The organism is Epibacterium ulvae, assembly GCF_018678075.1.
Classification (GTDB): domain Bacteria; phylum Pseudomonadota; class Alphaproteobacteria; order Rhodobacterales; family Rhodobacteraceae; genus Epibacterium; species Epibacterium ulvae_A.
On the sequence record NZ_JAHHIR010000032.1, the window covers coordinates 1 to 25,893 of the forward strand.

Sequence of the window (25,893 nt, forward strand, 5' to 3'; positions counted from 1 at the left end):
AAGGACCTCAGTCAAAGGCTGTGAGAGAAAGCAGCGCGGACGCGACGAACTAAAAGCACCGCTCCGGCGGATCAGTTTGTTTGCGTGGAATCTCTTGACAGAAGTGCTCCCGTTACCGAAGGCCTGAACCGAGCCTTGAACGGTTTCCTCGAAGACACGTCGATCTTTAATCGAATGGCTATGGCTGTGACCATCAAGATTCTCTTGAACTGGAAACTGTCAGCAAGCTTCGAAATACCCACATTCAGCAAAGCTTTTTCAAACATAGGCGCGCCCTATTTGCGCCCAAACCGCAATCGGTATTCCTTGCTCCTTAACAAAAATCCAACAGGAGAAAAGAAAATGAACACCCCATTTAATCGGATCAAAGGCGGCGCCTTAGCTGCGTGTTTGACAGTTCTGACCCCCGTTGCCTCCCTAGCCGCAGATGTATCCATTCGTCTTGGCCACGTCCTGCCTGAAAGCCACAGCTGGCACGTTGCGACCACCGGGTTTGCCGCAGAGGTTGGGGCCCGCACCGAAGGCCGCGTGAACATCGAAGTGTTCCCATCCGGTCAGCTGGGCAGCGAAAAAGAAGTGATCGAGGGCCTTCAATTTGGTTCCGTTCAAGCCGGATTGATCGGATCAGGGTCATTTCAAGGCATCGAACCCCGCATGGGCATTATCGAAATGCCATATGCTTGGGGCGCCCGTGACCAGGCCTTTGCTGCGCTCGACGGAGAGTTGGGCAAAGCCCTTTCGGGCATGTTGGATAAAAAAGGCATCAAAGTCCTTGGCTGGTGGGAAAATGGTTTCCGCAATATCACCAACAATGTGCGCCCTGTCGAAAAACCTGCTGATCTGGCTGGTTTGAAAATCCGCGTGACTCCAGACAAGGTACGCCTTGCCACCTTTGAAGGCCTCGGCGCAGAACCGGCACCGTTGTCCTTTGGCGAACTGTATTCTGCTCTACAGCAAGGCTTGTTTGACGCACAAGAAAACCCGCTTGCGATCATCTATTCCGCATCGTTCTTCGAAGTGCAAAAATATGTGTCTAAGTCAGAACATATCTGGGGTGCTGCGACTTTGACCATGTCCAAAGCTGTTTGGGACAAAATTTCAACTGAAGATCAAGCGATTGTTGCCGAAGCCGCCACCGAATGGGGCCTAAAGCAACGCGATATGGTTGCAGTTGCAAGTGACGAGCTGGTCGCAAAGCTAGAAGCCAAAGGCATGCAGTTCAACGAAGTTGACAAAACCGCCTTTATCGAAGCTGTCGCACCGATCTGGGAAAGCCAGAAAGATGTCTATGGCGAAGATCTGCTGGCCATTTTGAATACATACCGAAAATGAGCGTTCGTCCAGAAATACAAGAAGTTGCATCGGTGGACCCGGTGCAGCTTTATGACTTTTCTCAGAAAGTGCTTTTCTCTCCGGCCGAACGTGGCGAGGGCTTTATCAAGCTTTCAGTCACCACCGGGAAAAAGGGCGCACGATCTACCGCCCATAGCCATCCACGCGATGAGGTGACCTTGACGCTACAGGGCGAGGCGATTTTACGCGCTGGCGGCGAAGAATTTCACATGACTGAAGGCACTGCTGTACGCATCCCCCCTGGTCTTGACCACACTGTCGAGGTCATTTCGGAAGAATGGGTTGTTGTCGCGGCCTATTGCGACGAGTGCACCCTGTGCCGCCCACTGGAAGGGGAACTGAAGCCATGAGTTTCCTTAACTTGTCACGCCAAACTGCAAATTCAATCGATATAGCTGCCCGCTGGTTAGGCGCACTGCTTGTTGCCGGATTCGCGACGATGGTCGTTTATGTGGTTATCTCGCGCTATCTGTTTTCATCTACGCCACGGTGGGCCGAAGAACTGCCGCGGTTATTGCTGGTCTGGTTGACCTTTGTTGGTGCTGTTTCGGGCTTTGTCCGTGGCACACATTTTCGCACCGGGCTTTTGGATCTGATCGCCCTCCCCTTTGCCTTACGCACTGGCTTGGCTGTGTTGGCTTGGCTCGCGAGTTTTACCTTTTTGTCCGTATTTCTGGTCACCGGCTTCCAATTGACCGCGTTCACTTGGAGCCATGAGACCACGGCTTTGTCATTGCCGGTAGGTCTGTTCTATTTGGCGCTTCCCCTTTGCTGCAGCTTTGCCCTGCTGGGTTTAGTCCTGAAAGGCGGCCGCACATGAGCATCGCACTTGTCCTACTTTTACTGGCCTTTATTGTGCTTGTATTGATTGATGCGCCCATTGCAGTTGCTCTTGGTTTGGCCTCAATGTTTTACCTGCTGATCGCAGATTCCGCGCCGATGATTGTTGTTGCCCAACGTGCGGTTGCCGGGATTGATAGCTTTACCCTTTTGGCCATTCCACTGTTCCTGCTTGCAGGGCTGTTGATGGTGCACGGCGGGCTAGCGCCACGGATCATCGCGCTTTGTTCCGCGATGATCGGGCGGCGCACCGGTGGACTTGCTATGGTGATGATCATCGCCTGCATGATGTTTGGATCTCTGTCGGGATCCGGCGTTGCTGACGTTGTTGCGATTGGCACCATGATGATGCCCGCGATGCGCGATCAAGGTTATGCGCCTGGGTTTAGCGCATCGGCGTTGGGCTGTGCTGGGTCTTTGGGCACTGTCATTCCGCCATCAATCGTGTTGATCGTCTATGGCACCGCGACCAATAGTTCCATCGGGCAGCTTTTTGTCGCCGCGATTGTGCCCGGTGTTTTGCTTGGCCTTGGTCTGATGTTGGTGGCTTGGTGGATTTCGCGCCGTAACGGCTGGCAAGGCGGAGAGCCATTTTCTTGGGGCGAACTGGGCCGCGCAGCCAAAGGCTCTGCGCTGGCGATGTTGGCGCCAGTTATCATCGTGGGCGGCATCCGCCTTGGTATTTTCACCCCAACCGAAGCCGCTGGTATCGGCGTGGCATATGCCTTGTTTATCGGCTTTTTCGTCTACCGAGCCCTAAGCCTGAAAATGCTTGCAAAGCTTTTGCGCGAAACCACCGAAATGACCGGGGTGATCCTATTGGTGATCGCTTCTGCTTCGGTCTTCGGTTGGATCTTAGCGGCCGAACAAGTGCCGCAAATGGCCGTTGCTGGTATCACTCATGCAACCGATAGCGGCACAGTGGCGCTTTTGATGATGATGTTGATCCTGTTAATCCTTGGGACATTCATGGAAAGCATCGCGATCATCCTGATCCTTGCGCCTGTGTTTCTGCCTATACTTGGCCACTATGGCATCGACCCAGTCTACTTCGGCATATTGCTGACGATCAACCTGGCCGTTGGGGCAAATACGCCACCATTGGGGATTGATCTGATGGCTGCTTGCCGCGTTGGGAAAATCCCGCTCAGCGACTCCTTTGCGTATCTTCTGCCATTCCTTGGCGTGATGGTCGGAGTACTGCTGTTGTTGCTTCTGTTCCCAGCTCTGATTACCGAACTTCCGGCGGTCTTGTATTAACCCCGCACTTAACAAAAGAAAGAAGGCTTACAATGTCCTTAACACCCGATACCCGTGTTGATCTTGACCGGTTTTGGTCCACCATCCAAGCCTCTGCTAAGATCGGCAAGGGCCGTCCCGGTGGGCTGTCTCGCCTGACGCTTAGCGACGATGACCGCACGATGCGTGATTTATTCTGCACTTGGTGCAAAGAGGCTGGTCTGACCGTAGAGGTTGATGCAGCTGGCAATATCTTTGGCAGTCGCGACGGCACTGATAACAGCCTGCCGCCCATCCTGATCGGCAGCCACCTGGACACCCAAATCAACGGCGGACGTTTTGACGGTATCGCCGGTGTGCTGGCGGGGCTTGAAGTGATCCGACGCTTGAATGATCTGGGCCATGTCACTAAACGACCGATCGTTGTGGTGGATTGGACCAACGAAGAAGGGGCGCGTTTTTCCCCTCCGATGGTTGCGTCAGGCTGTTTTGTTGGCAAATACGACATCGATTGGGTGCATGATCTGATCGGCGATGATGGCACACGGTTCGGTGACGAGCTAGAGCGCATTGGCTACAAAGGCGACCGCCCCTGCAAAGGTGGCGAGGTAGATGCCTATTACGAGCTGCACATTGAACAAGGGCCAATCCTTGATGCGGAAAACCGTGAAGTGGGCATTGTCACCGGCGGCTATCCTGTGCGCGGCATGCGTGCCTCTTTTGTTGGGCAAACTTCGCACACCGGGCCAACTCCGATGGATCTGCGCAAGAACGCTCTAGCGGCCGGCGCACGCTGGTTGACAGCTGTCGATGATATTGGCTGGGACTTTGCAGTGCATGACGGTAAGGCAACTGCGGCTCGCCTAACGGCTTGGCCAAACAAACCGGGCATCCTATCTGATACGGCCGAAGCTGTGTGCGATGTACGTCACCCAGACCCGATCACCACACGAGCCATGCAGGAAAAAATGCGTCGGGCCCTGTTTGAATCCGCTGCGCGTTGCGGGTGTGAAGCCACAATCGAGGACGAATGGGAATGGGGGGGCGACATCTTTGATGGTGAGTTGATCGAAGGTCTGCGCAACGAAGCCATTCGCATGGACTACAACTGGCGTGATATCCAGAGCCAAGCCGGCCATGATGCGTATTTCCTTGCCACTCATTGCCCAACCGTAATGATCTTTGCTCCTTGCAAAAATGGCATCACTCACAACAACGAAGAAAGCTGCGAGCCAGAAGACTTTGTGGCTGGTCTTAATATTCTGCTGCACTCTGTTGTGGCACGGGCGGATCGATGAGCACGCTGATTGGGCATTCTGAATTGGAGTCAGCGCTGGAATGGCCAGCGCTGATAAATCAACTTCGAGACTGGTATCGCAGCAATAAGGTTCAAGCGCCCGAACGTCAGGTTCTGACCATTGACCAACCTGATGGCAGTGAAGCGTCATTGCTGATTATGCCTGCTTGGGTGCCCGGTGAAAGCATCGGAGTGAAAGTTGTGACCTTTCTTCCGGCGAATGCAGCAAAAGGGCGCGCTACGATCAATGCGGGCTATTTGCTGTTTGACGGGGAGACCGGTCAGATGAAGGCCGCCTTGGATGGCGATACTTTGACCGCTCGGCGCACAGCCGCGGCTTCTGCTCTGGCTGCGGATTATCTTGCGCGCCGGGATGCCAAACAACTGGTAATTGTTGGCACCGGGCAGCTTGCTTTGTCGGTGGCAGCTGCGCATAGCGCGGTGCGTTCTTATGATCGTGTTGCCATCTGGGGGCGCAATCTTAACAAGGCGCAAGAGATCGCCCGCCAACTTGGCCAATCTGGTATTGAAGCCCAAGCAAGCGATGATCTTGAGGGTCTTTGCCGTTCTGCTGATGTGATTAGCACGGTTACAGCCTCTACAAACCCCATCGTACGAGGGGAATGGATCCGCCCGGGCACCCATCTTGATTTGATCGGTGCGTTTAAGGCCGACATGCGCGAAAGCAATGATTTGGCAGTCATGCAGGCGCAAGTTTTTGTCGATTCCCGGTCTGGAGCGACTCTGGCCGGAGATCTCGCTCAACCACTACAAGATGGGCAGATTGCAGCCGTTGATATCCTCGCTGACTTATCAGAAATTTGCCAAGGCACACATCCTGGTCGATCAGATGATATAGCACGAACTGTGTTCAAGTCCGCGGGGATGGCATTGCAGGATCTGGCCGCTGCAGAACTGGCTGTAGATTAGTCAACATCCGGATAGAGCGCGAGTAATTCTTGAGCGGTTTCAACAAATTTCCGCTCGGCAGGTGAAAGCTTGTCGAGCGGCGCATGCACCAAATATACATCTGCCCCAATCGGCTCATCAGCAATCTTGAGTGGCCAGAGTTCTTTGCGCCGGATATCTTCCTGTGCACTCGTTAGTGGTAGGATGCCGATGCCAATACCTGCCACAATCATCCTTCGGATCTCCTCCATGTTTGTGCTGAGCCCATTGATCCGATTGCCCACACGCGTGCCTTCACGCAGGACTGACATGGGTTCCAATCCCATACCCTCAGTCGCGCAAGCAAAAGAGATGAACGGCTCGCGCTGCAGATCACGTAGAGATACCGTGTCCTGCCCAAATAGGGGATGTTCAGCCCCGCAGAACACCCGGAACTCTTCGCGAAACAGGCGGATTGAAGGTAAATTGACCAGAGGTGTGGCCAAAAGGCAGAAGCCCAGCATCGCCCGCCCTTGTTGAATAGACCTGACAATCGATTGACTGTTTTCAACCTCGCTTTGGAACGTAACCGAGGGGTAACGATGATGATACAGACGCAGCAATTCATCCAACAAGGGGGATACTAGATCACTGACGATCTTGTAAGCAACCCGACCGCGCTCTTCTTCTTCAGCGTCACGTACGAGCAGCGAAATTCTTTCAGCGCTGTGAAAAATATCGCGGCATTCCTGAAAAATCTTGTCCCCTCGCACCGTCAGCTCGAAACTACGACTGTCACGATAGACAAGCCGACACTCCAGTTGTGTCTCGAGCTTTTGCAAGGCGTTGCTGACTGAAGGCTGGCTGAGACCTAACCGCTTGGCGGCTTTGGTGATGCCCTGTTCCTTGCCAACCATATAGAACACCCGAAGCAGGTTCCAATTCATATCTGTCTGTTGAACGGCGTCCATAGCTGGCCTCCTGGTTCTGTCGTTCGTTTCAGAAAGGTATACCTTAAAATGGATCATTGCGATATAGCGAAGAGGAATGGCAGTTATATTCTCTACTTATGCATTCGGTGACATGGCTGTTATTCTGATAGCGACACGCATGTGTGATTTATTCGTAGTCTTTGCATGAACTCGATAGCGCGATCGGTCACCCAAAGGTCTTTAGTGCCATGTTGGCCCATCTACCTGTGCAAGTTGACACGCATCAATTTGCATTCACAGAATTCCGTTGCGCTATACGTTACATAAGTCCCGATTATTTGACCCGAGCGTTGCTTCGGCCTCTTCTGATAGCAATACAAATTAGCCTTGGGGCCACCATGAACGCTCATCTTGATCTTTCTGCCATTGAAACAGCCACACTGGGACATTTCCTGGAATCGGGCTTTATGGCGCCAGCGTTGCAGGCGTTGTCCCCAGAACGTCGGATCTTTGGCCCGGCGTTGACGGTTCGAATGAATGGAGATGACGGTTCAGCCTTGGTTCAAGCGCTTTCTGTGGCAGAAGCGGGGCAAGTCATTGTCGTAGATCGTTGCGGCGACTTTCGCCATGCTTGTTGGGGCGCTGTAACAACTTGCGCCGCACAGCAACGTGGCATTGTCGGGGCTGTCATTGATGGTTTCATCACCGACCGCTCTGCGATTGTCGCAGCAGGGTTCCCTATCTGGAGCCGGGGCAGGTCACCCATCACCACCAAGCCGCGCGGGTATGGTGGCGACATCAATGTTCCAATCAATTGCGGTGGCGCGGCTGTGCGCCCCGGCGATATCGTTTTGGCGGATGAAAGTGGCGTCGTCGTTCTGGACCCGGCCGAAGCACAGTCATTTGCCGATCGTGCGCAAGAATCTCAGGACAACGAGATTTGGATCCTTGAACGGTTGAAAGCCGGAGAAACCCTCGCTGAAATCACCAACCCTGCGAAAAAAGACACTTTTTAATAAATCGTCAAGAACCGGAAAACCGGCAGATGGCACCCCTTCGCAATCCAACATCGGAGTATCCAATGAAAAACCTAAACCCAAAATACGCTTTTACAGGGCTCGCCGCTCTGGCGACGTGTACGGCAATGACGCTTTCCACTCCGGCACTTGCTGACAAGGCCAGCAACACCCTAAACGTTGCTTTCGCCGCGGAACCAGAGCCGCTTGACACATACAAAATCGCAGGCCGTCAGGGACTTATCCTAGCGCGTCACATCTATGACGGTTTGCTTTATAAAAACCTCGACACAGGTGAAATCGTTCCGGCCTTGGCTGAAACATGGGAATTCACCGGCCCGCTGACAATGGAATTCACCCTGCGTCAGGGCGTTAAATTCCACAATGGTGCGGATTTTACTGCGGATGACGTTGTTCAAACGCTTAACACAGTGATCACGCCAGAATACGGCACCCGTTACTCTATTTCGGTTGATTGGATCGAAAGCGTTGAAAAGCTGGATGATTTCAAAGTGCGGATCAACATGTCCAAGCCATTTGCTGGCGCGGTCGAGATGTTGGCTGATGCCTTGCCGATCTATCCACACGAATTCTTTGCCGAGAGCGGATCTGCTGGGATGGCGGCTACGCCGATTGGCACAGGCCCATACAAATTGGTCAGCCAAGAGCCTGGCATCCGTTACGAGATGGAACGTTTTGCGGATCATTACGCGGGAAGCCCAAAATCTGGCGCCGCCATCGAGAACATCAATGTGCGCACTATGCCTGAAATGAACACTCAGTTTGCAGAACTGATGTCAGGTGATCTGGATTGGATCTGGCGTATCCCGCCTGATCAAGCATCCCGTCTAGAAGGCCGTGTTCAGATCATCAGCGCACCTATTATGCGTATCGGTTATGTTGGCTTTGCCCCCGAGGCACTGGCTGGCGATAGCCCAATCGCAGACAAACGCGTGCGCCAAGCCCTGATCCATGCAACCAACCGTGGCGCAATCGTAGATGCGTTTGCTGGTGGTGCGTCAGAAGTTCTGAATACGCCATGTAACCCGGCTCAATTCGGGTGCGAGCAAGATGTTGCAAGCTATGAGTATAGCATCGACAAAGCAAAGGCGCTTTTGGCCGAAGCCGGTTATGCTGATGGGTTCGAAATGGAGATGGTCTTTGCTGCCATGCCACGCCCAACGGCTGAAGCGGTTGCTGCTGATCTGGCTAAAATCGGTGTAACGCTGGTGTTGAACGAACAACAGTATTCTTCAGGCATCGGCAAATGGCGTGCCAAAGAACTGCCTGCGTTCTTCTCCAACTGGGGCAGCTACGGCATTGGCGACACAGCGTTTATCCTGTCCAACTTCTTCGGCGGCGGTGCTGATGATCTAGTGCAGGATGCACAGCTTGCTGATTGGTTGACTGTGGCCGACACCGCGTCAGATCGCGACGTTCGGGCAGAAAACTACAGCATGGCTGTGAAAAAGATCGCAGACGAAGCGTATTGGATGCCGATGTATAACTTCAACGTCAACTATGGCCTGTCTAAAGATCTGGACTTTACTCCGCACCCGGATGAGTTTGCTCGTTGGTGGATGGCAAGCTGGAAATAAACCAGTAGTCTGATACCATTTTGCCGGGCGACACCACTCCCCGTCGTCCGGCATCAAATTTCCGAAAGTTACCTGATATGATTTCTTTCATCTCAAAAAGGCTGTGTGTAGCCTTTTGTGTCTGCTTAACTGTGTCTGGGCTTAGCTTTGCGCTGATGTTTCTGACTGGTGACCCTGCGATCGCAATTGCAGGATCAGGCGGTCGCGCTGAAGACGCCGAGGCGATCCGCATTGCCTATGGGTTTGATCGACCAGTTACCGTGCAATACCTAGATTGGATCGGTAGCGCGCTGACAGGCGACTTGGGCCAAAGCATCTATTTTAATGTCCCGGTGACAGAAATCATTGGCAACCGAGTGGGCGTAACGCTGACCCTCGGTTTCATATCCTTTATCGTCGCGCTTGCCATTGCGGTGCCATTGGGCGTTGCTGCGGCCCTTCGGCCCAATGGTTGGATCGACAGGATCGCATTGATTATTGCCGTGTCAGGGCAGGCGATCCCAAGTTTTTGGCTGGGCCTTATGTCTATTGTTGTATTTGGCGTTTGGTACGGCTTGGTCCCGATCTCTGGGGCCGCGACATGGCAAGGCTATATCCTACCCGTTGTGGTGCTAAGCTACTACGCCATTCCTGAACTGATGCGCATCACCCGGTCCGGCATGATAGACGTGCTATCAACTGATTACATCCGCGCCGCCAAGGCCAAGGGGCTTCCGATGCACCTTGTGATCTCACGCCACGCGTTGCGCAACGCAGTCTTACCTTTGGTGTCATTGGCGGCGGTGCAATTGGGGCAGCTTTTGTCTGGGTCTATTGTGATCGAAAGCGTCTTTGCACTAAACGGCCTTGGGCGCTTGGCCTGGGAATCCTTGCTGCGCAGCGACTTGCCGGTGGTGCAGGCGATCATCCTGATCCTTTCGCTTTTATATGTATTGCTGACCACGCTTGCGGACATCTTGAACGCGATCCTCGACCCACGTCTAAGAGGAGCTTCCTGATATGACTGACGCAACCGCAGAAACCACACGTGCCAGCATCTGGCGAAAAATGCGATCCAACACCGGCGTTGTGATCGGAGGGACATTGCTGGCAATCATCGTTGCGATTGCCGTGTTTGCCCCGCTGCTGTCACCACATGATCCGATTGCCCAAGATCTGACCCGCCGTTTGTTGCCGCCATTCTGGCATGATCGCTCTGTTCCCGAACACCTGCTCGGCACGGACCATTTGGGCCGGGATTACCTGTCGCGCCTACTTTATGGGGCCCGCGTGTCTTTGGGTGTAGGGCTTGGGGTGACCTTTGTCTCGGGCGTTATTGGCATCACATTGGGCCTGTTGGCTGGGTATTTCGGTGGCCGGATTGATATGGTTATTAGCTTTGCCATCACCACACGCTTGTCATTGCCGATTGTTTTGGTGGCTTTGGCTGCTGTGGCCTTGGGGGGCGCGTCGCTCGTTACATTGATCTGCGTGCTTGGGCTGTTGCTATGGGATCGCTTTGCCGTTGTCTCACGTGCTGCGGCACAGGGGTTGCGCCATCAAGAGTTCATCATGGGATTGCATGCCATCGGAGCTGGCCTTCCACGCATTCTTTTTCTCGAAATTTTACCGAATATGAGGGCGACGATCCTTGTTGTCGTCTCGCTTGAAGTCGCCAATGTCATTCTACTGGAATCTGCCTTGTCCTTTCTTGGATTAGGCGTGCGCCCGCCCACACCATCATGGGGGCTTATGATTTCTGAAGGCCGCGACAACATTCTGTTTGACCCTTGGCTTATTGCACTGCCCGGTACAGCGATCTGTCTGCTGGTGCTTGCGGTAAACCTATTTGGCGACGGGCTACGCGATATTATGGGGCCAGCAAAACGATGATCGAAACGGTGTTGAACATCCAAAATCTACGTGTTTCACTGCCGACGGACCGTGGCGTGCTGCATGCGGTACGCGGAATTGATCTTGAGATTAAACCTGGGCAGGCCCTGTGCCTTGTGGGCGAATCTGGCTGCGGCAAATCACTAACGGCGATGTCGATCATGGGCCTGTTGCCTCGTTATGCGAAGGTCACGACAGATAAATTTGATCTAGTGGGGCAAGATCTTACGCAGAAAACACAAGCCAAGCTGGCCAAGATGCGCGGGCGCGATGTGGCGATGATCTTTCAGGATCCGACAAGTGCCCTGAACCCAACACTAACAATCGGGCGCCAGTTGACCGAGGGCGTCATGCGTTCCGAGGGCATAAGCCGAAAAGAGGCAGAGGCGCGGGCGATTGAACTGCTTGAACGGGTTGGTATTTCTAATCCGGCCGCGCGATTAACCCAATATCCGCACGGCTTTTCTGGCGGTCAAAGGCAACGGATCATGATTGCTTCGGCTTTGATGGGGCAACCCCGTTTGCTGATTGCAGATGAACCAACAACCGCGCTTGATGTTACGATTCAGGCGCAAATCCTTCAGTTGCTGGGCGAGCTGCAATCAGACCTTGGATTATCCATGTTGTTGATCACCCACGATCTTGGCGTTGTTGCAGCCATCGCAAACGAAGTTGCAGTTATGTATGCTGGGCGGGTTGCCGAGCGTGGCCCGGCCAAAGATCTGTTTGCCGACCCATTGCATCCCTACACTAGGGGCCTTTTGGCCGCGATCCCTGTGCCCGGCATGACACCACGTGGCAGCGAGTTGCCCGCTATTCCGGGGCGGGTTCCCGGTCTGATCGGGCCTATGGCAGGCTGTGCCTTTCGGGATCGATGTGCGTTATCGAGCCCTGAGTGTGGCCATGATCCGGTGCCTCAATTTAAACCCGGTAACAACCGCTTTGTTGAATGCCTCCGGGCCGGGGAGGCTGCGCCATGAGTGTTCCTATGATCCGATTGTCGAATGCCAGAAAAGTCTATCGCTTGCGGCGGCGCATGTTTGCCCCGACAGAAGAACTGGTTGCGCTTAATAACCTGTCCCTTGACGTGGCCGAAGGTCAAACGCTGGGATTGGTTGGCGAATCTGGGTGTGGGAAAAGCACAGCCGTTAGCGTGATGCTGGGCCTTTTGCGCCCGGACGCGGGTGATGTAGAGATTGCAGGGAAAAAAATCGGAGAGATGGCTGTTGCCGATCGCGTGCGGCTTATTCAGCCGGTTTTTCAAAACCCCAATGCATCTTTGAACCCGGTGAAACGCATCCGCAGCCTGATTGCGCAGCCTTTGCGCCTGCATGGGGGCGAAGACGAAAAGCGTAACGTGTCGCATATGATGGATCTCGTGGGGCTGCCGACCCGACTGGCGGATGCCCATCCGGCAGAACTGTCTGGCGGGCAGCGCCAACGCGCCGCAATTGCGCGGGCCTTGATTTTGAACCCCAAAGTGCTGATCTGCGACGAACCCACTTCTGCCCTAGATGTTTCGGTTCAGGCGCAAATCATCAACCTGTTGCTATCGCTCAAAAAAGAGCTGGGTCTGACCATGGTTTTTGTCAGCCACGATCTGGGTGTTGTCGAACATTTGGCAGACCGTGTCGCGGTGATGTATCTTGGGGAAAAAATCGAAGAAGCCACAACAGACACATTGTTTGAAGCCGCACAGCATCCCTATACGCTTGCGCTGCTGGCCGCATCACTGCTGCCGGATCCCGACATAGGATTGCCAAAGCAAACATTAGGAAATGCTGCTGCGGACCCGTTTGCAGTAAACAAGGGCTGCCTATTCGCCCCGCGTTGTCCAATTGTGCAAGAAAGCTGCCAGCACGTGGCTCAATCTCTGCGTCCGGTTAACGACAGTTTGGTGCGATGCGACAAAGCCTAAATGCGCACCGCGCCGTCGCTTGCCAAATGGTTGCTCAAAAATCCTGAGTATTGGTTGGCCGCGACCGAAATATGAGAATCCATCAGTGTTACGGCCAGTTCAACATCGCGCTGGCGAAAGGCGTGCAGGATTGCACGGTGTTCGTCTTGGCTATCGACAGTTTGATGGGTCATGCGCATATAGATATGAGTGTAACGGTGCGAGATCGTATGCGCACGCCGGATCATCTTTTCCAAATGCATCATGCCTGCCGGTGCATATAGCGCCAAGTGCAAACGCAGGTTCCAACTACTGGATACCCGAACATCCGTGATCTGCTCGCAGGCATCGATAATTGCATCAACGGCAGCGTGATCGGAGTCGGTTGCTTTGGGAACTGACTCGCGCACAGCGAAAAGTTCGAGCATGCGCCGCAGTTTAAAAGATTCATACATCTCATCCAAAGATGTTCGGCTCACAACGAATCCTCGATTGCGAACTGCTTCGACCAGGCCCAGTCCTTCAAGTTCGCGCATCGCTTCGCGCACAGGAATCTTGCTGACGCCCAATTTTTCAGCAATGTGATCTTGCTTTAATGAGGTCCCAGCACGCAGGACACCGGTGATAATCGCCTCACGCAGGACATTCACAGCCAGTTCGGGGCTGGTGGTCCCGCTAAGGTCCATACGTTCTACAAGCTGTTCTAGGGTCGGGTCTGGAGCATTGCCATAGGGTGTTGGTTCACCTATCTTTTTTGGTTTTCCTTGAGACATGATAGAACTAACTCCAGCCACCAAAAAATTGCCTCCGCCCCCCTCTAAGTCGAACTGAATTACAACCAAAGGGCGCCACCCACCATATCGTATACTTATTCCTGAGATCAACAAAGATTATGCAGCTATGTTGACAGAACTACAGTGCCGTGCTGTTTAATCGTATACGATTTAAAAAACTCGGAGGTTATAATGAATAAACTAAGCACAACTCTTGCTGTCCTAGCGGCAGGTATCGTCGGTCCGGTTACCGCTGCCAGCGCCGATATGGTAGAAACAGTAACAGAACGCGGCGAGCTTGTTTGCGGTGTTCACACCGGTCTCGTCGGTTTTGGTGCGCCGGATGAAAGCGGCGAATGGCAAGGTCTTGACCCAGATTATTGCCGCGCAGTTGCAACTGCGATCCTTGGCGAGCCAAAAGTGAAATGGGTTCCGCTATCTGCACAAGCGCGTTTCACATCGTTGCAAAACGGTGAAATCGATATGCTGGCGCAAAACTCAACGATGACGCTTGCACGCGACGCATCCTTGGGCCTGACGTTCCCAGCGTTCAACTTCTATGATGGTCAGGGCCTTTTGATCCGCTCAGATCTTGGCGTTACTGAAAGCAAAGAACTTGACGGTGCGACTGTCTGTATCCAGCAGGGTACAACCAGTGAATATGTGATCCGCAACCACTTCACCGACATGGGCATTTCTTTCACCCCTGTTGTGATCGAAAGCGGCACCGAGTTCTTCTCTGCCTTCTTTAGCGGCCGTTGCGACGTGATCACCAGCGACCTGTCACAACTGGCGATCGTGCGTCTGACATCTGAAGATCCAGAAGCCTATATGGTTCTGCCAGACATCATCGCAAAGTCTCCACTGGGTCCAGTTGTTCGTGGCGATGACAAAGCCTTTGAGAACGTTGTTAAATGGACATCTTACGCGCTGCTGACTGCCGAAGAACTGGGCGTCACACAAGCGAATGTTGATGAGATGAAAATGCAAGACAACGCCGATTTGCAAAAATTTCTTGGTGCGACACCGGGTGTTGGCGAGCTGATCGGTCTTGGTGACGACTGGGTTTACAATGTGATTTCAAACGTCGGCAACTACAGCGAAATCTTTGATCGCAATGTTGGCGCAGGTTCACCTTTGGCCTTGCCACGTGGCCAAAACGCGCTTTGGTCCGATGGCGGTCTAATGTACTCTCCACTCTTCTAAACGAATTTAGAACACTCCCTGGCTCGCCGGATTTCGATCTGGCGGGCTCCTTTTTCCGAGGTTGTTATGTCCTACTCACATCGCCGCGACGCCCTGCGCCAGGGTGCCATCCAAGTCTTTACCATTGGCGCAATCCTCGCGATGTTGTGGCTTGTGGCATCTCTAGTGCGTCAACGCCTTGAGGCCATGGGGATCAACACCGGCTTTGCATTTCTCAGCCACCGCGCAGGATACGATTTAGGCGAAAGCCTTATCCCCTATGACGGTGACAGCAGCTATGGCCGCGCACTTTTGGCTGGATTTAGCAATACGCTTAAGGTCGCATTAAGCTCGATCTTTGTTGCATTGGCTCTTGGTCTGATCGCCGCCGGGGCGATGCTGTCGGGGCACGCGTCCGCCAACAGGGTCGCGCGATTTTACATTCGCACCGTGCGAAACACCCCGTTGCTATTACAACTGTTTTTCTGGTTCGGCGTTTTCACAATCAGCCTGCCGGGCATTCGCGAACGTATCACCCTGCTGCCTGGCGTTTATCTTAGCAACCGCGGGCTGAACTTCCCGACGCCCGACGCCACGATGTGGGCATTTATTGCCGTTACCGTGGTCACTTTGGCTGCAACAACAGTTGCTCATCGCCACCTACGTAATCGGGGCAAGAACACAATTGTTCTGCGCTATATTGGCTGGGGCGTTGGATTGGCGCTTGTTCCATTGGCCGCGACGCTGGATTTTGCGGCGTTTAATATGCCCGAGGCAGGCCGTTTTGCAATCAAAGGCGGCGGTGTTCTGACCCCGGAATTTATGACGCTGTTCTTTGGGCTTTCGATCTATACCGGAACATATATCGCCGAAGTTCTACGCGGCGCGGTTCAAGCCGTTGCAGAAGGCCAAAGTGAAGCCGCGGGTGCGCTGGGATTAACCCGGTTGCAGTCTTTCCGGCTAGTGGTGCTGCCGCAGGCAACCCGCATTGCTTTGCCATCAACCGTGTCTGAATTGTTGAACCTTGTGAAGAACAGCTCGCTTGGGGTGGCGGTCGGTTACCCAGATTTGGTGAGCGCAGGCAATACCGCCATGAACCAAACGGGGCAAGCCATTGAAATGATTTCAATATACATGGTTGCCTATGTCGCGATCAACGTTGTGATCACCAAGTTTTCTAAAATGTTGGAGGCACGCTATGAATGGTAATCCAGCCGCTCGTTTGCCGGCCCGCCTGATCGCTGGCCTGTTCGGAGACAGTGTTCGCAGCATCATTACGGTGCTTATGGCCTTATTGATCATCTTCGTTGGTCCAGGGTTGCTGAACTGGCTGTTGCTAGACGCTACATGGTCTGGAAGTGCTGAAGATTGCCGTGCCAATGGCGGTGCATGTTGGGCATTCATTGGCGTTAAGCTGAATCAAATCATATTTGGTGCTTATCCAACACCAGAACTTTGGCGCCCAATTCTGTTTCTTGCGCTGTTGGTAGTTATCGCGAACTATGCCTATCAACGCCCGCGCCAAATCCGAAACGTGATTTTTGCCCTGATCGGGGCGATGATCCTTGGCGTTGTGCTGATGCGTGGTGGCGTTTTTGGAATGACACAGGTCGACAACGCGCGCTGGGGTGGTTTGCCGATCACCATGATTGTGACGTTGGCCGGTATGGGCTGTGCCTTTCCCTTGGGCGTTCTGTTGATGTTAGGTGGGGCATCAAACAATCCCGGATTGCGTATACCTTGCCGTCTGTATGTTGATATCGTTCGCGGCATTCCTGCAATCACGCTGGTGTTCATGACTTTTGCGATCATTCCGCTTCTCATGCCCCAAGGCATGATGATCGACAAATTGCAGCGCGCGGCGCTGGGACTGACCTTTCTGACGGCTGCCTATGTCGCCGAAGCCTTGCGCGGCGCACTAGAAGCGCTGCCCGCGGGTCAGCGCGAAGCCTCGGCAGCCTTGGGGTTGGGGTATTGGCGCACTCAAGCGTTGATCATATTGCCGCAAGTCATCGCCAACTCGATGCAACCACTGGCCAACATCGCCATCGCTTTTGTCAAAAACACGTCACTTCTGATTATCATCGGGCTGTTTGACCTGCTGGGTGCCGCGCGCTCTAGCCTGTTTGATGGTGATTGGCAGGGCTTCTACCGCGAGCTCTATCTGTTTGTCGGCTTCATCTATCTGGTCATCTGCCTCTTCCTCGAAGCCTATGTGGCCAAGATAGAAACCGAGCGCAGAGCCCGTATTTATCGTTAAGGACACACTATGAAAGACATCGTTGATCTGCCCGGTTTGAATGCCGCTTTGGCGACTTTGAAAACGCCAACATCTTTGTTGGTACGGAGCGGCGGGCAATTGTTCAGCTGCGGAATTCCGCCCTTGGATCTAAAAACCAAAACGATCCTACAAGGAGACTTGAAAGAGCAAACCGAAGCCGTATTAGAGATTATGAAACAAGCGCTTGAAGGTGCTGGTTCAAGTATGGAAAAGGTTGTGAAGATCACGATTTATGTGACCGATACAGCCCATTTTGGCCCGGTAAATGAAGTTTACCAACGTTACTTCAAGGCCCCTTATCCCGTCAGGTCTTTTGTGGCAGTTGGCCCTTGGCCCTTGCCCTTTGATGTAGAAATCGATTGCGTCGCCGAGACCTGACTTTGTACAGATCCACTTGAGCCCCCACCCTTGTGTAACAGCATCAAATGCAGGCTAAGCCTCTGGCAGTCATAACCGTTGTCTATGTGCCTTAGGTGCGGTGCCGTTCGCATTTGGTCGCGCATGCAAATACTAAACAAGACTAAACATCTCTAGGAGAACATCATGACTATCAAACACATCGGCGTTGGCCCACGCATGAGCCAAGCAGTTGTCCATGGCAACACCGCATATTTCGCCGGGCAAGTCGGCACAGCCGGCGCTGATATCGCAACACAGACCCAAGACTGCCTTGATGCGGTTGATCGTTTGCTGGCCGAAGTCGGTTCAAACAAATCAAAGCTTTTGCAAGTTGTGATCTGGCTGGCCGATATGGACGATTTTGCAGCAATGAATACCGTTTATGACGGATGGATTGATCCAGCGGCCCCGGCAACACGTGCTTGCGGTGAAGCAAAACTTGCAACACCAGACTTCCTTGTCGAATTTATCGTAACCGCGGCGATCTAAACGCCAACGAAAAAGCTTTGTTGCCAGTCTTATTGACGTGGCAACAAAGCGCACTGCATTGCCTGATGACCTGATCAATCAGGTCCGACTGCAAAGCATCGTTCCAGAGAGGACAAACCATGGACCAAGAAAACCAAACACGCGCGTCTTCTTCAAAAGATATAGTGATTTCAATCGAAAACATGAACAAGTGGTACGGCGCGTACCACGTGCTAAAAGAAATCAATTTGACCGTCGCCCATGGTGAACGCATCGTAGTTTGCGGCCCTTCTGGTTCGGGTAAATCAACGATGATCCGCTGTTTAAACCGGTTGGAAGAACATCAATCTGGAACGATCACTGTTGACGATATTGAGCTGACAGCAAGTTTAAAGAATATCGACGCCGTGCGATCGGAAGTTGGCATGTGTTTCCAGCATTTTAATCTCTTCCCACATTTGACCGTTCTGGAAAACTGTACACTGGGGCAAATCTGGGTTCGTAAGATTTCAAAAAGTGAAGCTGAGGATCGCGCGATGCATTTTCTTGATAAGGTTCACATCCCAGATCAGGCCCATAAATATCCGGGGATGTTGTCGGGCGGCCAACAACAACGGGTCGCAATCGCACGCGCACTCTGCATGAAGCCGCGGATCATGTTGTTTGACGAGCCGACCTCTGCCCTTGACCCAGAAATGATCAAAGAAGTTTTGGATACGATGGTCGAGCTTGCCGAAGAGGGTATGACGATGCTTTGCGTGACCCACGAAATGGGTTTTGCGCGCAAGGTGGCCGACAGAGTCATCTTTATGGATAAAGGGGAAATCGTCGAGGAGAACGCACCAGAAGCGTTTTTCAATTCTCCTCAAAACGAGCGCACGCAAGACTTTCTAAGCCAGATCCTAGGACATTAGTGAAACGCGGCCAGTTTCGCGGTTCTGTTTTAGGGCGGTGCCCTAAAACTAATATGTAGCTAGATGACTAATCTTCACTCTGACCAGCCATCTGGAAAACTTGGTCAGAGCAAGTAAAATGACTATGCTGAAAAAATAGTCACAGTTAGTCAGTGTGAACGTGTTCACTGCTCGAATATAAAGCGGGCCGAACCCTTGCAAGTTGGGCAGCGCAACGGATCTTTTTCCATTAACGTGTCTAATTTTTAAGGAAAACCCGCTTTTCCTATCAGTTGACCAAGGCCGTTTCTGCGTAAGGAATGCCAAAAGCTATGCTAGCCATAGGCATTGCCTTTTTGACGATTGGTCGCAGCTTTTTCTAAATGGCGCCAGTTTCGGTCGGGAGGTTTAGATTCCATACCAACCGCCTGTAGAAACCAAGCAGAGGCAATCTGTATATAATTACCGAAGGGAGCTAAATATGGATCGACGCAAATTTCTAAGCACCGCTGGGATAGCCACAGCTGGGGTAACCACCCTCGCTGCACCAGCCATCGCGCAATCGGTGCGTGATATGGTCATCGTGTCCACCTATGGCCGTGATTTTCCTGGGCTCGGCCTGTCGGCGCAGCGTTTGGCCGACCGTATCACGCAATTGTCCGAAGGCCGCATTCGCACAGAGTACTTCGCCGCGGGCGAGCGCGTTGGCGCATTTGACGTGTTTGATGATGTGGCTGGCGGCAACTCCCACGCCTATACCAGCGCTGACTACTTCTTTACCGGCAAACATGCCGCGTTTGCATTTTTCACCGGCGTTCCGTTTGGCATGACTTCGCCCGAGTGGAACGCCTGGATCAACTTTGGTGGTGGCCAGGAACTTTGGGATGATCTGTCTGCGGATTTTGGCCTGAAGAAACTGCCATGCGGCGGCACCGGCGCCCAATCTGGCGGCTGGTTCAACAAGGAAATCAATTCTCCCGAAGATTTGCGCGGCCTGAAAATGCGTATCCCCGGCATGGGCGGCAACGTAATGTCCAAGCTCGGCGCCTCAACCGTGTCTTTGCCCGGCGGTCAGATCTACGAAAACCTTGTATCTGGTGCGATTGACGCGACCGAATATGTCGGCCCTTACAATGACTACTTCCTGAAACTCTATGAAGCTGCAAAATACTATTACGTTGACGGCATGCATGAGCCCGGTGGCGGAAACGCATTTGGCATGAACAAAACCTGGTGGGAAGGCTTGAGCGACTGGGAGCAATCCGTGATCACAGCCGCCTGTCAGGAAGAGAACGGCCTGGGCGTGCAGGAAGTGTCGGCCAAGAACGGCGAATACCTGTCACGTTTGGTGAACGAACACGGCGTACAGCTGCGCGAATTTAATGAAGACGTCTGGGATGTCTTTGGTGAAGCGGCGATGGAAGTGAACGAAGAAGTTCGGGATCACTCTGCAATGGCCGCAAAAGTGGGCGATGCCTACAATGCAGCCCTGCGTGAAATCGGTGGCTTCCGTGCGAAAGCCGAAGTTGCCTTCTCACGTCAGCGTAACCGCGTTTTTGACCTAGGTTAAACCTGCAAAAACTCATTGAATGGAACCGGGTTTCCCGGTTCCATTTCGCGTATCTGATTGCCTCAGGAGAGCAGGATGACCCTAGCCCAAACTTCGCAAGCCCCCCAAGCGCCAGACCCAATTCAGGTCAGTGGTAATGCCACCTTTATGCGGGGTTTCGGCTGGATCAATCTTGCAGCGCTTGCGGCTCTGTTGCTCAACAATGTTTTGGTCATGGGCGGTGGATTTTCTGGACCTTTGGAGCTTGGCTCCGGTCTGGCCAATTCTTACCCTTTCTGGGGGCTTATGCTTTTGGCTGTTGTAGTTGCCTGCCTTTATGTTTCACGCACGCCCTCGATTGGGTTGCGCCAAGACGCTCATCGGATCAACATCGCCAACCGATATCTGATCCGGGCCTGTTTTTTTGCGGTCTTCCTTGTGGGTTTGTTTGACAGTGTGATCGCGTTTATGCGGGTCGAAGACCTGCTGACGCCGCTTTTGGGCGAAGACACCGCAAAGAACTTTTCCCGGTCCTATTTTGTTGGGCAGTATGTGCACTTTCCGCTGGTTGCACTTGGTTTTTTAGTTGCGGCCGTAACCCGGGGGCTGGGGTTTGCCTGGCTTGCCTTTTTGATCGTTTTGGCCGAGCTGGCGATTGTGATCTCTCGCTTTGTATTTTCGTATGAGCAAGCCTTGATGGGGGATCTGGTGCGATATTGGTACGCGGCTCTGTTCCTCTTTGCCTCCGCGCATACGCTGCTGGATGACAGTCACGTTCGAGTGGACGTGCTATACGCTGGTTTCCGAGATCGTAAAAAGGGTGTGGTCAACGGGCTGGGCACGATTTTGCTCGCCATGACCACCTGCTGGACAATCATCGTGATTGGCTTTGGGCACGCGCGCGCCATCATCAATGGGCCAATTGCCAACTTTGAGATCTCGCAAACCGGGTCTGCGGGTCTGTTTATCAAATACCAGATGGCGGCGCTGCTTGGCGTATTTGGTGTCACCATGCTGATCCAATTCGTCAGCTTCCTCTTTGAAGCCTTTGCCGACTATCGTGGCGATCCCGGCAAGCGGGAAACCGCCCAAGCAGCACATTAAGGTCCGCCCTATGGAACTCTTCTTTCTTGCACTATTGTTGATCCTGATGGCTGGGGCATTGGCCTCTGGCTACCCGGTGGCCTTCGCTCTTCCCGGCTCTGCAATCATAACCATTGGCCTTGCGGCGGGCAGCGGTGCCCTGTTTGCGGGCGATATGGATGCCTATTTCCACTCTGGCGGCTTGTCGCAATGGCTGACAGCCGGGGTGACAAACCTCAGGGGCATATATTGGGAAGTCGAAAGGGACACCCTGATTGCGATCCCGTTGTTCATCTTTATGGGCATTATGCTGCAACGCTCTAAAATTGCCGAAGACCTGCTGGTTGCCATGGCGCAGCTTTTTGGTCCGGTGCCGGGTGGCTTAGGTATTTCCGTGGTGTTTGTTGGCGCGTTGCTGGCTGCGACCACCGGGATTTTGGGGGCAACGGTTGTGGCCATGGGGATGATTTCCCTGCCTGCCATGCTGCGTAACAACTATTCCGTGCCGCTATCGACCGGAACAATTGCCGCATCTGGCACTTTGGGCCAGATTATTCCGCCTTCGATTGTTCTGATCATTCTGGCTGACCAATTGTCCAGCGCAACAGATCAAGCCTCCAGTGCGAGGAAAGCCTTGCACAAGGCCACCACCGGTGAATTGTCGATGCCATCCGCATTTGACGTGACATCGACCAGCGCGGGCGAAATGTTCCTCGGGGCCTTTATTCCCGGTCTGCTGCTGGTGGCGCTGTATATGGGCTATATTCTGGTGCGGGCGCTGATCAATCCTGCTGCGGCCCCAACGGTGCCCTTTGATGCCAAAGTCACTGGCCGCTATGTTGCCAAGCTTTGCCTGACATTGGTGTCGCCGCTGGCGCTGATCTTTCTTGTGCTGGGGTCCATCATCGGCGGTGTTGCCACGGTGAACCAAGCGGGCGCCATCGGGGCTGCGGGCGCGATCATCATGGCGGGCTACCGCTTGAAAGAAGGTGGCAAAAACGCCTATCTTCCGGCAATTTTGGCGCTTGTGGCGATCGGGATGACGGCCTTTGCGTTGTTGAATTACGATATGAATGTCAAAAACATTCAAACCCGCAACGACCAAATCGGCATTTGGATCGGCGCAATTGCTGCCGTGCTTTTGCTGGTGTCGCTTACATGGAGCAGCATTCGCACCTATCGCATCCAAAACACGCTTTCAGAGGTGATGCTGGAAACAGCCAAAACCACCTCGATCGTCTTTGTCATCCTGCTTGGTGCGGCGATGCTGACAGCGGCGTTCCGTGCCTTTGGTGGTGAAGAGCTGGTCAAACACTTCCTCGAAGGCTTGCCGGGTGGCTTCTGGACCAAGTTCACCATCGTGATGCTGGTTATCTTTGTTCTGGGTTTCTTTCTTGATTATATCGAGATTGCTGTGGTTGTGGTGCCCATCGTCGCGCCCATCCTGCTGGCGGATCCGAGTGCCAATATCACAGCCGTCTGGCTGGGCGTGATGATTGGCTTGAACATCCAAACATCCTTCCTGACACCGCCGTTTGGCTTTGCCTTGTTCTATTTGCGCGGAGTCGCCCCTAAAGTGGTGAAAACCATCGACATGTATAAGGGCGTCATCCCGTTCATCATATTGCAAGTGGCTGCTTTGGGGATTGTTGGTGCTTACCCGCAGTTGGTGAATTACCTGCCCACTCGTGTATCTTTGTTGTCAGAGACAGCACCACCCCCGCGCAATCCGCGGCTTCAGATCTGCCTTGAGGACCATGTCCACCAGGCGCTGCTCAACGATGAAGTTGCAATTCATGCCGCTTTGGAACGGGTGCGTGGGCTGGATCTCAGCTATCTGCCAAACTCTACGATGAATGATCTGACGGTTGCCTTGAGTGGAATTGAAAACAGCTTCAACTTGATCGACAACGTCAAATCCGCAGAGCGGACAACCGAGACCGCAAGTGTTGACTACCGTTCGCTTCACGCCGAGGTGCGCGCATTGCAACGACGTATTTGGGCCAATGAAGCCAGAATGGATCAGGCGGAAACCGACATTGCACGGGCACGCGGTGACCAAGACGTCATAGAAAGAGCGCAAACGCTCATCACTGTGATGACACATGAAAACGCAGATACTCTTGAGCAGATTCCGTCCGAATGGACCGAAGAACATAAACGGTTCTCTGAGGTGCTTAAAGCCGAAAGCAAGGCACGTAGCAGTTATCGACGTGAGGTTGATAACACGTGGGACTCATTAGCAGAGCTAAGGGCAATTTCCTTAGCAGGCCAAGCCTATGTTGCCGTTGCGGCTGAGTTTGGCCCTTTGATTGTCGCCGCGACAACGGCAGAGGCCGAGGAGGCGATGTCTCAAATTGAAACGCTGGAACGCAAGTTGCGCGACATCGCTGGCACAGACAAAATTGTCTCTGCGCTTGGCAAAGCGCGGCGTGCCTTGAAAGGTCGCAAAGCTGATCCGGAAAAAGCCGTGCAGCAATTGGTGGATGCGCAAGCTCTGCACCAGTCTGGCGTGGCGTGGCGGTTGCGTGCAGAAGCGGAGCTGAGCGCCCCATTGACGGCGTTGTCAGACAGCGTGCGCCTCACGGTTGGCCTTCGCCAGCAACCCAAACTTGAGAAAGATCAGGCGTTGGCGTTGGCGAGCTGCCTATCGGTCCACAAAAACGTCAGCCTAAACTTCTAACATCGAGGGAATGGTTGCTTCGATAACACTGGCCAATTCAGAATTCGCCGAGGAAGTACACTCGGCAGCACATACGGTAGCAACTCCGATTTTCCTGAGACGGTCAGTCTATGCTTGGAAACCGTCGCATTCGTCTTGGCGGCCTCTCGACCTGAATATTTAGCAAATAGGATGAGGTGAGTTGCTCCTGCTCCACCGGCATCGAATGTGCCAAAGTGCAGTCACCTACTACTGTGACCTGAGACCTTATAATTCCTCCAATTTTGAGTAGGATCGGTCCCAAGCATTAGAGACGGAATATGAAGAAGTGGCGGTTCAGCGCAGAACGGATCATAGCGATGATCAAAGAGCAGGAAGGCGGCGTCGCGACGGCTGAGGTTTGTCGCAAACACGGCCTCAGCACAGCGTCCTTCTACAAATACGAATCGAAGTTCGGCGGGCTGGATGTGTCCGATGCGCGCAAGCTTAAGGCGCTTGCAGACGAGAACGCCAAACTCAAGAAGCTGCTGGCCGAACAGATACTCGATAATGCCATGCTGAAGGATGTCGCCTCGCGAAAGGGGTAACGCCCGTTCAGAAGCGGAAAGCTGTGGGTCACCTGTGCGAAGAGCATGGGGTCAGCCAGCGGCGGGCGTGTGACGTGTTGGATGTTGACCGGTCGCGTGTGCGATATCGCAGCATCCGGCCAGATGATGCTGATCTGCGCAAAGCCATGAAAGAGGTCGCTGCTGAACGGAGGCGTTTCGGTTATCGGCGCATTCACATCATGCTGGAGCGCCAGGGCATCTGGGTGTACCAGAAGAAGTTGCAACGACTGTACCTCGAAGAAGGATTACAGGTACGCAAACGGGGCACGCGCCGCCCGGTGGTCGTGCCGCAGACCATCAATCAGCGATGGAGCCTAGACTTCGTCTCGGACGCATTCACGGATGGGCGCAGGTTTCGTGTGCTGGCTGTCGTCGATGACTTCAGCCGGGAATGTTTGGCGCTCGTTCCGGACACATCGTTATCGGGTGCGCGGCTGACACGTGAGCTGGATGAGATCATTCAGACGCGCGGGATGCCGAATAGAATTGTCAGCGACAATGGCACGGAGATGACCAGTCCGGCTGTACTCACATGGTGCCAAAAGACAGAGGTCGACTGGCATTACATCGCTCCGGGAAAGCCAACACCGAACGCCTTTATCGAAAGTTTCAACGGCAGATTCCGAGACGAATGCTTGAACGAGACGCTGTTATCGTCGCTCGCAGACGCCCGATCAGAGATCACCAAGTGGAAGGAGGGCTACAATCAAAACTGGCCGAATTCATCACTGGGCAATCTCACGCCCAACCAATTTGTGGCCAATATGACATTGCACAAGCAAGCCGCATGAGGCCAGAAATCAATACGCGGATTCTCATAAAGGCTGGAGGAAACTTGGGGCTAAGGTCAAGATCGAAGCAGTTACGGCTTTGGCAAAGCGTCACCATGACGTTGATCACCCGGACATGCCGGAAATCGCGAACGGGATGTTTGGCATCCAGTGCGGCTTTGCCGCACAAATCGGTTGAGGGGATTCATGTTGTGAAACCAGCATGATAGCTGAAGGCATGGGCAGCTGGGCCCCAACGAAGTACAAGACCACAAATTGGTCGTCTTACC

Annotated in this window: 24 protein-coding genes; 22 read left to right on the forward strand and 2 right to left on the reverse strand. The window is 53.4% G+C overall.

The window, feature by feature from the left end; all coding sequences use genetic code 11:
• Positions 1-342: 342 nt before the first annotated feature.
• The 6 genes from KMP13_RS08260 to KMP13_RS08285 are packed head-to-tail and all read left to right on the forward strand — an operon-like array spanning position 343 to position 5,659.
• A complete protein-coding gene (locus KMP13_RS08260; protein WP_215265376.1) occupies positions 343-1,332 on the forward strand; it encodes a DctP family TRAP transporter solute-binding subunit in 990 nt (329 codons plus the stop codon).
• Positions 1,329-1,703, forward strand: a complete 375-nt coding sequence (locus tag KMP13_RS08265) for a cupin domain-containing protein (RefSeq protein ID WP_251363739.1) — start codon at positions 1,329-1,331, stop codon at positions 1,701-1,703. Before KMP13_RS08260 ends, KMP13_RS08265 begins: the two co-directional genes overlap by 4 nt.
• The gene (locus KMP13_RS08270; RefSeq protein WP_353055696.1) at positions 1,670-2,173 is read left to right on the forward strand and encodes a TRAP transporter small permease; all 504 of its coding nucleotides are present in this window, start codon (positions 1,670-1,672) and stop codon (positions 2,171-2,173) included. Before KMP13_RS08265 ends, KMP13_RS08270 begins: the two co-directional genes overlap by 34 nt.
• Positions 2,170-3,453, forward strand: a complete 1,284-nt coding sequence (locus KMP13_RS08275; RefSeq protein ID WP_215265377.1) for a TRAP transporter large permease — start codon at positions 2,170-2,172, stop codon at positions 3,451-3,453. Before KMP13_RS08270 ends, KMP13_RS08275 begins: the two co-directional genes overlap by 4 nt.
• Before the next feature lie 32 nt (positions 3,454-3,485).
• The gene (locus KMP13_RS08280; protein ID WP_215265378.1) at positions 3,486-4,730 is read left to right on the forward strand and encodes a Zn-dependent hydrolase; all 1,245 of its coding nucleotides are present in this window, start codon (positions 3,486-3,488) and stop codon (positions 4,728-4,730) included.
• Entirely contained in the window at positions 4,727-5,659 is a 933-nt protein-coding gene (locus KMP13_RS08285; protein ID WP_215265380.1) for an ornithine cyclodeaminase family protein, read from the forward strand. Before KMP13_RS08280 ends, KMP13_RS08285 begins: the two co-directional genes overlap by 4 nt.
• Here KMP13_RS08285 and KMP13_RS08290 read toward each other — a convergent pair.
• Entirely contained in the window at positions 5,656-6,588 is a 933-nt protein-coding gene (locus tag KMP13_RS08290; RefSeq protein WP_215265382.1) for a LysR family transcriptional regulator, read from the reverse strand. The genes KMP13_RS08285 and KMP13_RS08290 overlap by 4 nt on opposite strands.
• A 359-nt stretch (positions 6,589-6,947) precedes the next feature.
• Here KMP13_RS08290 and KMP13_RS08295 point away from each other — a divergent pair, with 359 nt between their 5' ends.
• From KMP13_RS08295 to KMP13_RS08320, 6 genes are all read left to right on the forward strand, one after another.
• Positions 6,948-7,565: an RraA family protein gene (locus tag KMP13_RS08295; protein WP_215265384.1), complete on the forward strand. Its 618-nt coding sequence runs from the start codon at positions 6,948-6,950 to the stop codon at positions 7,563-7,565.
• 65 nt (positions 7,566-7,630) lie between these two features.
• Positions 7,631-9,163, forward strand: coding sequence for an ABC transporter substrate-binding protein (locus KMP13_RS08300; RefSeq protein ID WP_215265385.1), 1,533 nt, complete (start codon positions 7,631-7,633; stop codon positions 9,161-9,163).
• Between the two features lie 77 nt (positions 9,164-9,240).
• Positions 9,241-10,161: an ABC transporter permease gene (locus KMP13_RS08305; RefSeq protein ID WP_215265387.1), complete on the forward strand. Its 921-nt coding sequence runs from the start codon at positions 9,241-9,243 to the stop codon at positions 10,159-10,161.
• Position 10,162: 1 nt separating this feature from the next.
• Positions 10,163-11,035 (forward strand): ABC transporter permease, encoded by an 873-nt coding sequence (locus KMP13_RS08310; protein ID WP_215265389.1) that lies wholly within the window; start codon positions 10,163-10,165, stop codon positions 11,033-11,035.
• Positions 11,032-12,015, forward strand: a complete 984-nt coding sequence (locus KMP13_RS08315) for an ABC transporter ATP-binding protein (protein WP_215265390.1) — start codon at positions 11,032-11,034, stop codon at positions 12,013-12,015. The genes KMP13_RS08310 and KMP13_RS08315 overlap by 4 nt, the downstream gene beginning before the upstream one ends.
• Positions 12,012-12,953 carry an oligopeptide/dipeptide ABC transporter ATP-binding protein gene (locus tag KMP13_RS08320; protein ID WP_251363740.1) on the forward strand — a complete coding sequence of 314 codons (942 nt, stop codon included), beginning with the start codon at positions 12,012-12,014 and terminating at the stop codon, positions 12,951-12,953. Before KMP13_RS08315 ends, KMP13_RS08320 begins: the two co-directional genes overlap by 4 nt.
• On the opposite strand, the gene KMP13_RS08325 is transcribed toward KMP13_RS08320, so the two are convergent.
• Entirely contained in the window at positions 12,950-13,705 is a 756-nt protein-coding gene (locus tag KMP13_RS08325) for a GntR family transcriptional regulator (RefSeq protein WP_215265394.1), read from the reverse strand. The genes KMP13_RS08320 and KMP13_RS08325 overlap by 4 nt on opposite strands.
• A gap of 192 nt (positions 13,706-13,897) precedes the next feature.
• Here KMP13_RS08325 and KMP13_RS08330 point away from each other — a divergent pair, with 192 nt between their 5' ends.
• From KMP13_RS08330 to KMP13_RS08375, 10 genes are all read left to right on the forward strand, one after another.
• Positions 13,898-14,911, forward strand: a complete 1,014-nt coding sequence (locus tag KMP13_RS08330) for an amino acid ABC transporter substrate-binding protein (protein WP_215265396.1) — start codon at positions 13,898-13,900, stop codon at positions 14,909-14,911.
• Positions 14,912-14,977: 66 nt separating this feature from the next.
• On the forward strand, positions 14,978-16,099 hold the full coding sequence (locus KMP13_RS08335) for an amino acid ABC transporter permease (protein WP_215265397.1): 1,122 nt from the start codon (positions 14,978-14,980) through the stop codon (positions 16,097-16,099).
• Entirely contained in the window at positions 16,089-17,150 is a 1,062-nt protein-coding gene (locus tag KMP13_RS08340) for an amino acid ABC transporter permease (protein ID WP_215265398.1), read from the forward strand. Before KMP13_RS08335 ends, KMP13_RS08340 begins: the two co-directional genes overlap by 11 nt.
• A 9-nt stretch (positions 17,151-17,159) precedes the next feature.
• Positions 17,160-17,549, forward strand: a complete 390-nt coding sequence (locus KMP13_RS08345) for a RidA family protein (protein WP_215265399.1) — start codon at positions 17,160-17,162, stop codon at positions 17,547-17,549.
• Positions 17,550-17,714: 165 nt separating this feature from the next.
• The gene (locus KMP13_RS08350; RefSeq protein ID WP_215265400.1) at positions 17,715-18,059 is read left to right on the forward strand and encodes a RidA family protein; all 345 of its coding nucleotides are present in this window, start codon (positions 17,715-17,717) and stop codon (positions 18,057-18,059) included.
• A 119-nt stretch (positions 18,060-18,178) separates the two neighbouring features.
• Positions 18,179-18,952: an amino acid ABC transporter ATP-binding protein gene (locus KMP13_RS08355; RefSeq protein ID WP_251363741.1), complete on the forward strand. Its 774-nt coding sequence runs from the start codon at positions 18,179-18,181 to the stop codon at positions 18,950-18,952.
• Between the two features lie 460 nt (positions 18,953-19,412).
• The gene (locus KMP13_RS08360) at positions 19,413-20,501 is read left to right on the forward strand and encodes a TRAP transporter substrate-binding protein (RefSeq protein WP_215265401.1); all 1,089 of its coding nucleotides are present in this window, start codon (positions 19,413-19,415) and stop codon (positions 20,499-20,501) included.
• A gap of 75 nt (positions 20,502-20,576) precedes the next feature.
• A complete protein-coding gene (locus tag KMP13_RS08365; protein ID WP_215265402.1) occupies positions 20,577-21,584 on the forward strand; it encodes a TRAP transporter small permease subunit in 1,008 nt (335 codons plus the stop codon).
• A 10-nt stretch (positions 21,585-21,594) separates the two neighbouring features.
• Complete coding sequence (locus KMP13_RS08370; RefSeq protein ID WP_215265403.1) at positions 21,595-24,246, forward strand: TRAP transporter large permease; 2,652 nt, start codon at positions 21,595-21,597, stop codon at positions 24,244-24,246.
• Positions 24,247-24,545: 299 nt separating this feature from the next.
• A protein-coding gene (locus tag KMP13_RS08375; RefSeq protein WP_215265404.1) for an IS3 family transposase occupies positions 24,546-25,624 on the forward strand; the annotation gives its coding sequence in 2 pieces (ribosomal slippage) (positions 24,546-24,807 and positions 24,807-25,624; 1,080 coding nt in all).
• The last annotated feature ends 269 nt before the right edge of the window (positions 25,625-25,893 follow it).

Excerpts from the sequence above, each read along its gene's own strand:
- KMP13_RS08320 (WP_251363740.1), top strand. The coding sequence starts at position 12,012 with ATGAGTGTTCCTATGATCCGATTGTCGAATGCCAGAAAAGTCTATCGC.
- KMP13_RS08305 (WP_215265387.1), top strand. The coding sequence starts at position 9,241 with ATGATTTCTTTCATCTCAAAAAGGCTGTGTGTAGCCTTTTGTGTCTGC.
- KMP13_RS08285 (WP_215265380.1), top strand. The coding sequence starts at position 4,727 with ATGAGCACGCTGATTGGGCATTCTGAATTGGAGTCAGCGCTGGAATGG.
- KMP13_RS08365 (WP_215265402.1), top strand. The coding sequence starts at position 20,577 with ATGACCCTAGCCCAAACTTCGCAAGCCCCCCAAGCGCCAGACCCAATT.
- KMP13_RS08280 (WP_215265378.1), top strand. The coding sequence starts at position 3,486 with ATGTCCTTAACACCCGATACCCGTGTTGATCTTGACCGGTTTTGGTCC.
- KMP13_RS08295 (WP_215265384.1), top strand. The coding sequence starts at position 6,948 with ATGAACGCTCATCTTGATCTTTCTGCCATTGAAACAGCCACACTGGGA.
- KMP13_RS08335 (WP_215265397.1), top strand. The coding sequence starts at position 14,978 with ATGTCCTACTCACATCGCCGCGACGCCCTGCGCCAGGGTGCCATCCAA.
- KMP13_RS08355 (WP_251363741.1), top strand. The coding sequence starts at position 18,179 with ATGGACCAAGAAAACCAAACACGCGCGTCTTCTTCAAAAGATATAGTG.
- KMP13_RS08290 (WP_215265382.1), bottom strand. The coding sequence starts at position 6,588 with ATGGACGCCGTTCAACAGACAGATATGAATTGGAACCTGCTTCGGGTG.
- KMP13_RS08370 (WP_215265403.1), top strand. The coding sequence starts at position 21,595 with ATGGAACTCTTCTTTCTTGCACTATTGTTGATCCTGATGGCTGGGGCA.
- KMP13_RS08350 (WP_215265400.1), top strand. The coding sequence starts at position 17,715 with ATGACTATCAAACACATCGGCGTTGGCCCACGCATGAGCCAAGCAGTT.
- KMP13_RS08330 (WP_215265396.1), top strand. The coding sequence starts at position 13,898 with ATGAATAAACTAAGCACAACTCTTGCTGTCCTAGCGGCAGGTATCGTC.
- KMP13_RS08345 (WP_215265399.1), top strand. The coding sequence starts at position 17,160 with ATGAAAGACATCGTTGATCTGCCCGGTTTGAATGCCGCTTTGGCGACT.
- KMP13_RS08360 (WP_215265401.1), top strand. The coding sequence starts at position 19,413 with ATGGATCGACGCAAATTTCTAAGCACCGCTGGGATAGCCACAGCTGGG.
- KMP13_RS08315 (WP_215265390.1), top strand. The coding sequence starts at position 11,032 with ATGATCGAAACGGTGTTGAACATCCAAAATCTACGTGTTTCACTGCCG.
- KMP13_RS08310 (WP_215265389.1), top strand. The coding sequence starts at position 10,163 with ATGACTGACGCAACCGCAGAAACCACACGTGCCAGCATCTGGCGAAAA.
- KMP13_RS08275 (WP_215265377.1), top strand. The coding sequence starts at position 2,170 with ATGAGCATCGCACTTGTCCTACTTTTACTGGCCTTTATTGTGCTTGTA.
- KMP13_RS08260 (WP_215265376.1), top strand. The coding sequence starts at position 343 with ATGAACACCCCATTTAATCGGATCAAAGGCGGCGCCTTAGCTGCGTGT.
- KMP13_RS08340 (WP_215265398.1), top strand. The coding sequence starts at position 16,089 with ATGAATGGTAATCCAGCCGCTCGTTTGCCGGCCCGCCTGATCGCTGGC.
- KMP13_RS08265 (WP_251363739.1), top strand. The coding sequence starts at position 1,329 with ATGAGCGTTCGTCCAGAAATACAAGAAGTTGCATCGGTGGACCCGGTG.
- KMP13_RS08325 (WP_215265394.1), bottom strand. The coding sequence starts at position 13,705 with ATGTCTCAAGGAAAACCAAAAAAGATAGGTGAACCAACACCCTATGGC.
- KMP13_RS08300 (WP_215265385.1), top strand. The coding sequence starts at position 7,631 with ATGAAAAACCTAAACCCAAAATACGCTTTTACAGGGCTCGCCGCTCTG.